We start from the raw sequence: 12,746 nt of genomic DNA, 5'->3' as shown, positions 1-12,746 counted from the left end.
GCGCCCCGTGCCTCTTTAACGCGCTCAAAAAACATCCGAACCCACTCATGGGGAGTCAGCCATGCCCGTCAGCAGTTTCTTCCGCCGCCCTGATCCGGACGCCGCGGACGTGAACCGGCAGAACACACTCGTCCTCATCATGTTCTTCGCCGCCGGGATCGTGTTCCTCGACCGCTTCGGCATCACGTTCCTCTTCCCGCAGATCGGCGACGACCTTCATCTGAACCACAGCCGGCTCGGCTCGCTGGTCTCCATCACCGCCGTGACATGGGCGATCTCCAGCCTGATCTTCGCTGTCGTGTCCGACCGCCTCGGCGGCAGGACCAAATGGATGATCGTCGCGAGCCTGGTCCTGTTCTCCACCGCGGTCGGCCTGATCGGCCTGGCGCAGGACTACGGGACCATGCTGCTGCTCCGCGCGGTCATCGGGTTCTGCGAGGGCCCCGCACTGCCCCTGATCCAGGGTGCGGTCGCCCGCGCGTCATCGCCGGACCGGCGCGGGCGGAACATGGGCATCGTCATCGCCGGGACGCTGCTCATCGGCAGCGCGCTGGCACCGAGCATCATGATCGGGCTCGCCACGGCACTGACCTGGCGGCTCGCCTTCCCGCTCGTCGCCGTCCCGGGCATCATCGTGGCCCTCCTCGTGGCGCTCTTCATGCGCGAGGACCACACGGCCCGCGCCGACGCCCCGCGCCTCAAGGCCCGGGACTTCCGCCTCGTCCTGGCCAACCGCAACGTCCCGCTGGCGCTCGCCGGCACGACCGTCTGCCTCGGCACCAACATCGGCTTCGGCGCGTTCGCGCCCACATACCTGCACGAGGAGGGACTCTCCCGGAGCACCGCGACGCTCGTGCTCACCGTGTACGGCTGCGTCATCGCGCTCGGCAGCATCATCACCCCCGCGGTGTCGGACCGCGTCGGACGCAAACCGGCCCTGTTCGCGGCGGCTGTCTGCAGCGGGCTCGTGCCACTGTTCTTCGTCCTCTTCGCGCACTCGGTGCCCCTGCTTCTGGCGTCGCTGGTCGTCGGCCTGATGGCGGGCGGATCGCTCACCCTGATCACCTATGTGGTGCCGGGGGAGTCGGTGCCCCGCGAGTTGATGGCCACGGCGTTCGCCCTGCAGATCGCCGTGGGCGAGACCCTCGGCGGAGCGCTCGGCCCGCAACTCGGCGGCGCGCTGGCCGACGCGACCCACAGTCTGAAGAGCGCGCTGCTGCTGTACGCCGCGGCGCCGATCCTGCTGGCGGTGGTGGCTCTGCTGATCCGCGAGACCGCCCCCCGCATCGGCAAGAGGACGCCCGCCCGCCAAGCCCCCGAGGCGAGCGGCGAGGCCGCCTTGTCCTGACTGTGCCTTGTCCCGACAAAGGCGGGTCCACCCGGCATGAGATGCCGGGTGGACCCGCCTTCGTCGGGAGGATCAGTTCAGCTGTTCTCGGGGAAGCCGAGGTCGATCCCGCTTCGCGCGGGTTCCGGCCACCGGCTGGTGACCACCTTGCCGCGGGTGAAGAAGTGCACGCCGTCGGCGCCGTGCGCGTGGGTGTCACCGAAGAGCGAGTTCTTCCAGCCGCCGAAGCTGTAGTACGCCATCGGCACCGGGACGGGGACGTTGACGCCGACCATTCCGGCCTCGACCTCGTTCTGGAACCGCCGGGCCGCGCCGCCGTCCCTGGTGAAGACGCAGGCGCCGTTGCCGTAGGGGCTGGCGTTGATCAACGTCATGGCCTCGTCGTAGGAGCGGACCCGGACCACCGACAGCACCGGCCCGAAGATCTCGTCGGTGTAGACCTTCATCTCGGGGGTGACGTGATCGAGCAGCGTCGGACCGAGCCAGAAGCCGTCCGCCGCCCCGTCCGGCCGGACGTGACGGCCGTCGAGGACGACCGACGCACCGTCACTCTCCCCGGAGCCGATGTAACCGGCCACCTTGTCACGGTGCTGTGCGGTCACCAGCGGGCCCATGTCGCAGGAGCGAGTGCCGTCGCCGACTTTGACGGCCGCCGCCCGTTCGGCGAGCCTGGGGACGAGCCGGTCGGCGACGTCGCCGACCGCGACCACGACGCTGACCGCCATGCAGCGTTCGCCGGCGGACCCGAACCCGGCGTTCACCGCGGCGTCGGCGGTGGTGTCGAGGTCGGCGTCGGGAAGGACCACCATGTGGTTCTTCGCGCCCCCGAGCGCCTGCACGCGCTTTCCGTGCGCGCTCGCGGTGGCGTAGACGTACTGGGCGACCGGGGTGGAGCCGACGAACGAGACCGCCTTGACAGCGGGGTTGGTCAGCAGTTCGTCGACCGCGGTCTTGCCGCCTTGCAGGACGGTGAACACGCCCGCGGGCAGTCCCGCCTCGGCCCACAGTTCGGCCAGCCAGATCGCGGCGGACGGGTCCTTCTCGCTGGGCTTGAGCACGACGGTGTTGCCCGCCGCGATCGCGATCGGGAAGAACCACAGCGGGACCATCGCCGGGAAGTTGAACGGCGAGATGATCCCCACCGGCCCCAGCGGCTGGCGCATCGAGTGGACGTCGACGTTGGTCGAGGCGTTCTCCGTCATCGCGCCCTTGAGCAGATGCGGCATGCCGCAGGCGAACTCGACGACCTCCTGGCCCCGGCTGATCTCGCCGAGCGCGTCGGAGAGCACCTTGCCGTGCTCGGCGGTGATCAGTTTCGCCAGTTCCGGCTTGCGCCGGTCCAGCAGTTCCCGGAACCGGAAGACGATCTGGGTGCGCCTGGCCAGGGAGAGGTCCCGCCAGGCGGGGAAGGCGGCCTTCGCCGAGGCGATCGCGACGCGCGCGTCGGCGGCGTCGGCCATGGAGACCCGGCCGGTGACCCGCCCCGTCGCCGGGTCCGTCACGGGCGCGGTCGTTCCGCTGGAGCCGAGGAACTCCTTGCCGTCGACCCAGTGACCTATCTCGCGCACGTCGTTGGCGGAAGTGGTCACGCGCCCTCCTCCGTCGCGGCGGGGGCGGCGTCCGGTCGGCCGCCGAGCAGGCCGCCGAGCAGGCCGGTCAGCTCGGACACGGCGGCGTCGGCCGCCGGGGACAGGCCGGGCATGCCGAAGAACGGGTGGATGAGGCCCGGGTAGACGCGCAGGGCGGTGGGCACGCCCGCCTCCAGGAGCCGGGCCGCGTAGACGGTGCCGTCATCCCGCAGGGGGTCGAACCCGGCCACCCCGATGACCGCCGGGGCGACACCGGTCAGGTCGGACGCCAGGGCGGGCGAGACGCCCGGGTCCGCCGCACGGGCGTCATCGTCGCCGAAATAGAGCTTTCTGATGACGGACAGGTCGTCCCGGGTCAGGAAGTAGCCGTCGGCGTTCTCGTCGACGGACGGGTACCGGCGGTCGAAGTCCGTCACCGGCGAGGCGAGCAGCTGGCCCGCCACGGGGATGCCCGCGTCACGGGCGCGCAGTGCCGTGACCGCCGCGAGGTTGGCGCCCGAGCTCTCCCCGGCGAGGCCGACGCGCGCCGGATCGCCGCCGAGGTCGCCGACGTGGTCGGCCACCCAGCGCAACGCGGTCATGGCGTCCTCGACCGCGGCCGGGAAGGGATGCTCGGGCGCGAGCCGGTAGTCGACGGAGACGACCCAGGCGCCCAGGTCGTGCGCGAGCCGCCGTGCGACGTCCTGCATGAGATGGGCGCTGCCCATGATGAAGCCGCCGGGGTGGAAGTACACGACGGTGGGCGCCGTCCCGGACGCCGCCGCTTCGAGGAGCGGCCGGACGACCTTGAGGCGCAGCCCGCGCACGACGATGTCGTCGACGCTCTTGACCGGGGCGAACCTCGCGGGATCCCAGTTCTCTTCGATCGCGTTCCGCATGCGCTCGCGCATCTCGCCGGGGGTCCCGGAGAAGCCGGGCGGGGCGCCGGCGGAGCGGAGGGCGGACAGGAACCCGGCAACGTCGGGGTCGAGCGTCATGGTGGCCTTTCGGGGAGTGGTGATTGTTCGGATGTGGTGTCAGCCGCCGAGGAGGCGGCGGTGGGAGGCCAGCGCGAGTTCCCTGGCGCGGTCGATGGAGCCCGCTCCGGCGCCGACGAGCGAACCGGCTCGCTTGCGGACGACGCCGTCGACCAGGACGGTGTCGACGTTGCCCGGGTGCGCGGAGCAGACCAGCGCGGCCACCGGGTCGGTGACCGGGAAGAGGTTGGGGTCGGTCGCGCGGACGAGGACGACGTCGGCGCGTTTCCCGGGGCTGAGGCTGCCGATCCGGTCGCCGAGCCCGAGCGCGTCGGCCCCGCCCTGGGTGGCCATCGCGAAGACCTCGGCGACGCTGAACGGGTCGAGCTTGCCGGTGAACCGGGTGCGCCCCTCGGCGAGCTGGCTGCGGTGCGCGGCCAGGCCCGCCCGCATCTGCGTGAACAGGTCGGCGGCCCCGGCGGTCTCGGTGTCGGTGCTCAGCCCGGCCGTGATCCCGAACGCCCGCACGCGGTCGATCGGGGTGTGGCCGATGCCGGGGAGGGCCTGCTCGTGCTGCGGCGCGAGCACGACCGCCGCGCCGTGGTCGGCCATCATCGCGAACTCCTCGTCGGCGGACTCGCTGCAGTGCACGAAGCTGAGGTCCGGGCCGAGCAGCCCGGCGCGCTCCAGCTGCGCGATCGCGGCCATCGCGCCGTACTCGGGGCCGCAGCCCATGTGGATGGACGTGCGTATCCCCAGGTCACGCGCCATGGCCAGGTCGGCGCGGGTGACATCGAGCGTGGACAGCTCCGGGCCCCGCCCGGCCAGGTGCAGCGTGACCAGGGCGTCGTCGTCCGGCAGCAGCTCGCGGCGGACGCGCCGGACGTCGTCGGTGTGCGGCCGTTCGCTCCCGGCGATCCACGCCGGGAGGTCGACCAGCGGCCAGCCGTGCCCGAAGACCGCGCGGACTCCGCTGTCGCGCAGCGCCGCGACGGCCTGGTCGCTGTGCTCGGGCGAGTTCTGGACGTGCGACCAGTCCATGAGCGTGGTGCTGCCCGCGTCGAGGGCGGACAGGGCGCCGAGCAGGTTGCCGGCGTACACGTCCTCGGGGCGGTAGCGCGGCCCGAGCCTGCCGAACATCTCTCCGAAGTAGGTTCTCAGGTCGAGCTCGGTGCACCGGTGCCGGACGGCGGACTGCCAGGTGTGCTTGTGGGCGTCGACGAGCCCGGGGATGACGATCATGTCGCGGGCGTCGATCACCTCGGCGCCCTCGCGGGGCAGGCCCGGCCCGACGGCGGTGATCCGGCCGTCCTGGATCAGGACGTCGCAGCCGGTGAGCGTGCCGAGTGCCGGGTCGCCGGTGACGACCCAGCCGTTGTCGATGAGAATGCGCCGTGGCGCGCGGTCGGTCATGTCCACCACTCCCTGTCTCACGCGTGTCCGGGCTGCCCGACGGCGGCCGCGCCCGCCCGCACCGGCCCGCCCGCCCGCGTCGCGTCGTCCGCCTGTACCGGTTCGCCCGCCTCCTGCCGTGTCGCGGTCCGGTAGGCGGCGGTGACCTGCTCGTCGGTGGGCCGCGCCGCCCAGGCACGCGCCACGTAGGCGTCGGGGCGGATCAGCACCGCCGCGGCGCCGCCGAACCGCTCCGCCAGCGCGGCGGCCGGGGCCGTGACCGCGGTGATCGCGTCGGGCAGCGTCCGAGGGCCGCCCGCGGGGCCGGCGGCGTCGGCCAGCACGAAGCCGGCGTCCTCGGCGACCCGGGTGTAGGACGAGCCGGACGGGGAGCCGGCGGTGTCGACGGGGAAGTCGCTCACCCGGGCGCCGTCGGCGTCATGGGGATCGGAGTCGCGGTGGTAGGCGGTGCCGAAGCCGCTCAGCCGGTCGCGGAGGATCGCGTTGACCTCCGGGATCGGCACGAGTTCCCGCTCGACGAAGTCCTTGAGGGCCAGCCCGGCGTGGGAGAAGTCGAAATGCAGCCCGCACTGCGCCGCGACGTCGTCCATGAGCGCCTTGAGCACCGGATGCCGCTCCTCGTGGTAGCTGTCGAGCAGCGCGTCGGGGGCGCGGCCGGACACGACCCAGCCGAGCTTCCACCCGAGGTTGAAGGCGTCCTGGATGCAGTAGTTCATCCCGATGCCGCTGGCGGGGTAGTGGACGCGGGTCGCCTCCCCGGCGAGCAGCACCCGCCCGCGGCGGAACTCGGGGACCATCCGATGCGCGTCGCCGTAGCGCGACAGCCACTGCGCCGACGTCAGCCCGAAGTCGTCCCCGAAGATCAGCCGCAGCGATTCGCGGACCTCGTCCAGGGTGACCGGCTCGTGCTTGGGCACGTGGCGGCGGCGCTCGGCGACGATGATGAACCGGGTGATGCCCCGCCCGAAGGGGTAGGCGAGCACCCAGCCGTGCTCGTTGCGTTTCATCTGCATCGACGCCTGCCAGGGGAAGGGCAGATGGGCGTCCACGGCGACGGCCGTCATCCGCGTCGCGTGGCCGTCGAACGGGATGCCGGTCACCTCGCGGACGAGGCTGCGCGCGCCGTCGGCGCCGACCAGATAGGACGCGCTGAGTTCGAGCGCGTCGCCCGCGGAGTCCCGGGCGGTGACCGTGACCCCGGCGGGGGTCTCGGCGTGGCCGAGATAGGTGAGCCCGCGGCGCAGGTCGACGCCCTGTTCGACGGCCCATTCCGCCAGCAGGTGCTCGGTGGTCATCTGCGGCAGGATCAGTGCGTAGGGGAACTTGCTGTCGAGCTGGTCGTAGCGCAGCCCGATCAGGCCGGCGTAGATGTAGCGCGGTACCTCGAAGTCGGGCCGCCACCGCTCGGCCGCGGCGCGGAACCGGTCCATGAGGCCGCGGACGTCGAACAGCTCCAGCACGCGCGGCTGGATCACTCCGGCCCGTGAGTGGGTGTCCTCCGTGCGGCGCTCCAACACGACGACCCGGGCCCCGGCGCGCGCCGCCTCTGCGGCGACCGTCAGGCCGGCGGGTCCGCCGCCGATGACGACGACATCGGCGGACGTGGCGCTGTTCGACATGTGCTGCCTCCACTGAAGTGACCGCTAGACGGTAGATTGACCGTCAGTCGGTCAATCCTGCTGCGTTTCAGCAGCATGGGACGCATGACCGGCGCTGTCAAGAGAAGAGTCCATTCAACGCACCCTTCGCTTTTCCTGCGAGAGCGACCTGAACGAGTGGGGGCCAAGTAGACGGGCACTTGACCGAAGAGCGGTCGCTTCCCGTACTCTTGGGCGAACAAGACTGGCGAGTGGCGATCGGCCACCGGCGAAGGGAGCGACATGCCGCGCGACGACGCCGGCCCGGACTTCATCGAGGCCCTGGCCCGCGGTCTCGACGTGATCAGATGCTTCGGCTCGCACCCGGTGCCGCTGTCCCTCACCGAGATCGCGGCCGCGACCGGGCTGGCCCGGCCGACCGCCCGCCGGATCGTGCTCACGCTCGAACACCTCGGGTACGCGCGCTCGACGCCCGCGGGGGTCGTCCTCACCCCCCGGGTGCTGGAGCTGGGCGTGGCCTACACGCTGTCCACCGGCCTTTGGGAGGTCGCGCTCCCTCACCTGCGCGACCTCGTGAGGCAGACCGGCCAGGCCGCCTCCATGGCCGAGTTGGAAGGCGCGGACATCGTCTACACCGCCCGCGTCGAGGTCCCCAAGGTGGTGGCCGTCAACATCAAGGTGGGGATGCGCCTCCCCGCCGCCAGCACCGCGCTCGGCAAGGTCCTCCTCGCGTCCCTGGACCCCGGCGCCCTGCACACGGCGCTGCGCGCGGAGCCGCGATCCCCGATCACACCCCACCGGTCCAAGCCGATCGACGAGGTCGAGGCCGAACTGCGTGAGGTGCGTGCCCGCGGTTGGGCCTCGACCGACGGCGAGGTGGCGCCGGGCATCCGTTCCGTCGCCGCGCCCCTGCGCGACGGCGACGGCCGGACGGTCGCCGCGGTCAACGTCACGGCGATCGCCGCCGAGGTCGGCCACCGCGAGCTGATCGACGACCTGCTGCCCCTCCTGCTCCAGACGACCGGCGCGATCGGACGCGACTACGACCTCATCCACGCCGCGCCACAGCGGGCCCTGCGCGCCACGTGACCGGCGAGAACACGAAAGACGACGATGGATTCGCACACTCCACCTGAGCCTGCCCAGCTGTTCAGCGAGGAACGGTCCGCCGATGTGGTCGCGGCGAGCTTCGCCGGGACGCCCGACGCACGGTTGCGGCGGATCCTCACCTCGCTCGTGCGGCACTTGCACGGCTTCGTGAAGGACGTCGAACTCACCGAACGGGAGTGGGCGGCGGCGATCGAGTTCCTCACCGCGACCGGGCAGGCGTGCACGAGCACCCGGCAGGAGTTCATCCTGCTCTCCGACGTCCTCGGTGCCTCGATGCTGGTCGAGACCCTCAACAATCGGGCCGGGGGAGGGCTCACCGAGTCCACGGTCGAAGGCCCCTTCCACATGGTCGCCTCCCCGCCCCGGGAGTTGGGGGCCGACGTCGCCGAGGACGGCAAGGGCACCCCGTGCCTGGTCACCGGCAGCGTGGCGGGCCCGGACGGACGGCCCGTCGCGGCGGCGACGGTCGACGTGTGGCAGGCCAACGACGAGGGCTTCTACGACGTGCAGCAGCCCGGCGTCCAGCCGGACCTGAACCTGCGCGGGCTGTTCACCGCGGACGGCGAGGGGCGGTTCTGGTTCCGCTCGATCGTCCCCCGCTACTACCCGATCCCGCAGGACGGCCCGGTCGGGCGGCTGCTGGAGGCCACGGCCCGGCATCCGAACCGGCCCGCGCACATCCACTTCGAGGTGTCCGCGCCCGGCTACCGCACGGTGACCACCCACCTGTTCGTCGCCGGGACGCCGTACATCGACTCCGACGCCGTATTCGGGGTCAAACCGAGCCTGGTACGCGAGTTCCCCGAGGTCGACGACCCGGAGCGCGCGGCCGCGGTCGGCCTGCCCAACCCGTTCCGCACGGTGAACTTCGACGTCGTCCTCCGCCCCGAAACCGACACCGACACCAACACCGAAACCGACACCGCCGACCCGGAAGCGTGACCATGGTCCAGACCTCCTTCTCCTACGACGCGCTGCCGATGCGGGTGCGCTTCGGGTCCGGCGTCGTCGCGTCCCTCCCCGAAGAGGTCGCCCGGCTGGGCGCGCGCAGCGCCCTCGTTCTCTGCTCGCCGGAGCAGCGCGCGACCGGGGAGACCATCGCGGGCGCGCTGGGCGAGCGTTCCGCGGGCGTCCTCGCCGAGGCGCGCATGCACGTCCCGATCGAGGTCGCACGACGCGCCCGCGCCCGCGCCGCCGAACTCGGCGCCGACGCCTGCGTGGCGGTCGGGGGCGGGTCGGCCATCGGCCTCGGGAAGGCCATCGCACTGGAGCACGACCTGCCGGTGATCGCCGTCCCCACGACCTACGCGGGCTCGGAGATGACCACCGTGTGGGGCCTCACCGAGAACGGCCGCAAGCGGACCGGCAAGGACCCTCGGGTGCTGCCCGCGAGCGTCCTGTACGACCCCGACCTCACCCTCGGGCTCCCCATCGCCATGTCGGTGACCAGCGGGTTCAACGCCGTCGCCCACGCGGTCGAGGCCCTCTACGCCCCCGACCGCTCCCCGGTCGTCTCGCTGATGGCCGAGGAGGGCGTGCGGGCGATGACGCGGGCGCTGCCGGGCGTGGTCGCCGACGGCGGCGACCTCGGCGCCCGCACCACGGCCCTGTACGCGTCCTGGCTGTGCGGCGCGGGCCTGGGCGCCACGACCATGTCCCTGCACCACAAGCTGTGCCACGCCCTCGGCGGGACGCTCGACCTCCCGCATGCCGCGACCCATACCGTGGTGCTGCCGCACGCGCTCGCCTACAACCAGCCCGCCGCCCCCGAAGCGACCGCGGCCCTGGCACGGGCGCTGGGCTCCGACGACCCCGCCGGCCGCCTCTGGAATCTGGCGGCCTCCCTGGACGCGCCCCGGTCGCTGCGCGAGCTCGGCATGGCCGAAGGCGACATCGAACCCGTCCGCGAGCAGGTCCTGAGCGCCCCGTACGCGAACCCCGCGCCCGTCACCCGCGACGGCGTGACGCGCCTGCTCCGCGCCGCCTGGAGCGGCGAACGTCCAGCGCCGCGATCCTGACCGCCGGGCCGCGTCACGTTTCGGAGGCCCTCCACGTGACGCGGTGCCGTCGTGCGCGGCCCCGGCGGTGTGACCGCCGGGGCCGCCGTCTATCGGTCGCGCCGTCTACCGGTCGCGCCGTCTACCGGTTGCTCTGGCGGGCGCCCGCGAGCGGTCCACCGCGCCGACGCGCCAGCAGAGTGGAGACGGCGACCGCGATGATCAGAGCCGCGCCGTTGAACACGGCGGGGACCCACTCCGCGGCGCCCGCGAGCGTCAGGCCGCTGACCGACACGGCGACGAACAGCGTGCCGACGACCGCGCCCAGCACGTTGTAGCGGCCGGGATCGATCGCCGTGGCGCCCAGGAAGACGGCCGCGAGCGCGGGGAAGAGGAGGTCGGCGCCGCTGTTCACGAGCCCTCCGCCGTTCCGAGCGGTGAGGATCACACCGGCGACGCCCGCGAGACCGCCCGACGTCACCAGCGCGCCGAAGGTCAGCGCGGTGACCGGGATGCCGACCAGCCGGGCGGCGGAGGCGTTGCTCCCGACCGCATGGAGCCGACGGCCGAAGGCGGTGTGGGTCAGGGTGAACCAGCAGACGGCGGTGATGAGCGCGACCAGCCAGATGACGCGGGGAAGGCCGAGCCACGTCAGCGACCCGAAGTCCCGCAGCGGCTGCGAGACCCCGCGGACGATGTCGACGCCCCGCGTGTACCACTGCACCAGGCCCGGGAGAAGCGTGGCGGTACCGATCGTGATGACGAACGCGTTGAGCCGCAGGAGGGCCACGAGCACGGCGTTGACCAAGCCGACCAGCACGCCGGCGCCCACACCGCACACGACCGCGACGGGCAGCAGGGCGTCGTGGTTCGACATCGTCGCGGCACACACGATCGACGACACCAGCGACGTCGCCGCGACGGAGAAGTCGAACTGGCCGCATGCGAGCGGGAAGACCGCGGCGACCGCGAGCACGGAGACCACGGCGATGCTCGCGAGCACCGACTGGACGTTGGCGGTGCTGGTGAACGCCGTCGAGCTCGCGGGCAGGACGCTGAAGAACGCGATGACCCCGGCGAGCAGAAGCACCAGGCCATACCGCTCCCCGTACGCGCTGAGGCGTCCGGTCCGTGCGGCGGGCGGCCGGGCCTCCGCCGATTCCCGCGCCGGTTCACGCAGCCGGGTTCCGCTCATGATTCCTCCTGGTCCGCGTACGAGTACCTGACGATCTCCCGGACGGAGACCGCCTCTCCGGAGAGCTCCGCCGCGACGCGTCCCGCCCTGAGGACCACCACCCGCCCGCAAAGGTGGACCAGCTCCTCGACGTCGGACGAGGCGACGAGTACGGACGTGCCGGCGGCGGCGACCGCGCGGACCCGCTCGTAGATGTCGGCGCGGGACACGACGTCCACGCCCTGGGTCGGCTCGTCCAGGAGCAGAAGGCGCGGGGCGCGCTGGAGCCAGCGTGCGACGACGACCTTCTGCTGGTTGCCGCCCGACAGCCGGGTCACCGTCTGGTCCGGCCCCGCGGTCTTGATCCTCAGGTCGTCGATGACGCCGGCGGCCGTGTCCCGCTCACGCGAGCGGACGAGTCGCGCCCAGCGCACGTAGCGCGCCAGCGTGGCGACGGTGATGTTCTGGGTGACCGACGACTCGTGGAAGAGGGCGTCCGCGAGCCGGTCCTCGGGGACGAGCGCGATCCCGCGGCGCATGGCCGCCTTGATCGACGGTGCCGCGATCGCCTCGCCCTCGAACGTCAGCGTCCCGGACGCCGGGCGGACCGCGCCGAAGATCGTTCTCAGCAGCGTCGACCGGCCGGATCCGAGCAGGCCGGCGAGGCCGACGATCTCCCCGGCCCGGATCTCCAGGTCGATGCCGCTGATCCCACCGGCCGACAGCCCCCGCGCTTCGAGCACGGGAACCGGGCCGCCGGCCGGGCGCGGCCGGGCAGCCGAGGACGCGGGGCCCTCATCGCCGTAGAGCGTGCCGAGGGAGCGGCCGGCCATGAGCTCGGCGAGCTGGAGCTGGTCCAGTCCCCGTGCGTCGCGGGTGGCCGCGACTCCGCCGTCCCGGAGGACGGTGACGGAGTCGGCCAGCGAGAGCACCTCGTCGAGCCTGTGGCTGACGTACAGGATGGTCTGCCCTTGCCGTGCCCGCCTGGAGAGCCCTTCGAGGAGGATGTCGACCTCGTGATGCGGAAGGCTCGCGGTCGGTTCGTCGAGGACCAGGACCTGCTCCGGCCCGTCATCGGCCAGGGCGCGCGCGATCGCGACCATCGCGCGGTCCGCGGGGCGCAGGGCGCGGACGACCGTCGTGGGACTGACGTCGAGTTCGAACCGTCCCAGCAGCGACTCCGTGGTCTCGTGCAGCTTCCGCCACGCGATCCTCCGACCGGCGCCTTTCGGAAAGCCCCGGGTGAACGCGAAGTTCTCGGCGACGGTCATGTCGGGAAGGAGCCCGAGGTCCTGGTGCACGAACCGCAGCCCGGCCTCCCGGGCGTGGGCCGGAGAGAACCCGGCCAGGTCCGTTCCGGCATGGCCGGGACGGCTGAGCACTCCGCTGTCAGCGCGGTCGATCCCGGCGAGAACCTTGATCAGGGTCGACTTCCCCGAGCCGTTCCCGCCGGCGAGCGCGTGGATGTGACCTCGGGTGAGCTCGAACGATACGTCTCGCAGCACCGACGCCGGTCCGTACGACTTGTTCACGCCCGACACCGCGAGCGACGTAGGGTGTC

The 12,746-nt window shown here is 72.4% G+C and carries 10 protein-coding genes; 4 read left to right on the top strand and 6 right to left on the bottom strand.

The window, feature by feature from the left end:
* The first annotated feature begins 61 nt into the window (after window positions 1-61).
* The gene (locus tag FXF65_RS11345; RefSeq protein ID WP_148349722.1) at window positions 62-1,348 is read left to right on the top strand and encodes an MFS transporter; all 1,287 of its coding nucleotides are present in this window, start codon (window positions 62-64) and stop codon (window positions 1,346-1,348) included.
* Window positions 1,349-1,425: 77 nt separating this feature from the next.
* On the opposite strand, the gene FXF65_RS11340 is transcribed toward FXF65_RS11345, so the two are convergent.
* Genes FXF65_RS11340 through FXF65_RS11325 form a run of 4 tightly spaced genes read right to left on the bottom strand, consistent with a single transcriptional unit; the run spans window position 1,426 to window position 6,925 of the window.
* A complete protein-coding gene (locus FXF65_RS11340; RefSeq protein WP_378231701.1) occupies window positions 1,426-2,937 on the bottom strand; it encodes a CoA-acylating methylmalonate-semialdehyde dehydrogenase in 1,512 nt (503 codons plus the stop codon).
* Window positions 2,934-3,914: an alpha/beta hydrolase gene (locus FXF65_RS11335; RefSeq protein WP_148349721.1), complete on the bottom strand. Its 981-nt coding sequence runs from the start codon at window positions 3,912-3,914 to the stop codon at window positions 2,934-2,936. The genes FXF65_RS11340 and FXF65_RS11335 overlap by 4 nt, the downstream gene beginning before the upstream one ends.
* A 39-nt stretch (window positions 3,915-3,953) precedes the next feature.
* On the bottom strand, window positions 3,954-5,306 hold the full coding sequence (locus FXF65_RS11330) for an amidohydrolase family protein (RefSeq protein WP_148349720.1): 1,353 nt from the start codon (window positions 5,304-5,306) through the stop codon (window positions 3,954-3,956).
* 17 nt (window positions 5,307-5,323) lie between these two features.
* Complete coding sequence (locus FXF65_RS11325) at window positions 5,324-6,925, bottom strand: FAD-dependent oxidoreductase (protein WP_148349719.1); 1,602 nt, start codon at window positions 6,923-6,925, stop codon at window positions 5,324-5,326.
* A gap of 261 nt (window positions 6,926-7,186) precedes the next feature.
* Between FXF65_RS11325 and FXF65_RS11320 the strand changes: the two genes are divergently transcribed.
* The 3 genes from FXF65_RS11320 to FXF65_RS11310 are packed head-to-tail and all read left to right on the top strand — an operon-like array spanning window position 7,187 to window position 10,032.
* Window positions 7,187-7,993, top strand: a complete 807-nt coding sequence (locus FXF65_RS11320; RefSeq protein WP_148349718.1) for an IclR family transcriptional regulator domain-containing protein — start codon at window positions 7,187-7,189, stop codon at window positions 7,991-7,993.
* Window positions 7,994-8,017: 24 nt separating this feature from the next.
* A complete protein-coding gene (locus FXF65_RS11315; RefSeq protein ID WP_148349717.1) occupies window positions 8,018-8,956 on the top strand; it encodes a dioxygenase family protein in 939 nt (312 codons plus the stop codon).
* 2 nt (window positions 8,957-8,958) lie between these two features.
* Complete coding sequence (locus FXF65_RS11310) at window positions 8,959-10,032, top strand: maleylacetate reductase (protein ID WP_148349716.1); 1,074 nt, start codon at window positions 8,959-8,961, stop codon at window positions 10,030-10,032.
* Between the two features lie 121 nt (window positions 10,033-10,153).
* On the opposite strand, the gene FXF65_RS11305 is transcribed toward FXF65_RS11310, so the two are convergent.
* Together FXF65_RS11305 and FXF65_RS11300 are read right to left on the bottom strand one after the other, a co-directional pair.
* Window positions 10,154-11,206 carry an ABC transporter permease gene (locus FXF65_RS11305; protein WP_148349715.1) on the bottom strand — a complete coding sequence of 351 codons (1,053 nt, stop codon included), beginning with the start codon at window positions 11,204-11,206 and terminating at the stop codon, window positions 10,154-10,156.
* The gene (locus FXF65_RS11300) at window positions 11,203-12,690 is read right to left on the bottom strand and encodes a sugar ABC transporter ATP-binding protein (RefSeq protein ID WP_222868505.1); all 1,488 of its coding nucleotides are present in this window, start codon (window positions 12,688-12,690) and stop codon (window positions 11,203-11,205) included. Before FXF65_RS11300 ends, FXF65_RS11305 begins: the two co-directional genes overlap by 4 nt.
* Between the last annotated feature and the right edge of the window lie 56 nt (window positions 12,691-12,746).

The sequence above is a fragment of the Actinomadura syzygii genome, assembly GCF_008085905.1.
Lineage (GTDB): Bacteria > Actinomycetota > Actinomycetes > Streptosporangiales > Streptosporangiaceae > Spirillospora > Spirillospora syzygii.
The sequence above is the reverse complement of the archived record's forward strand: the minus strand, read 5'-3'. Positions and strand labels throughout refer to the sequence as shown.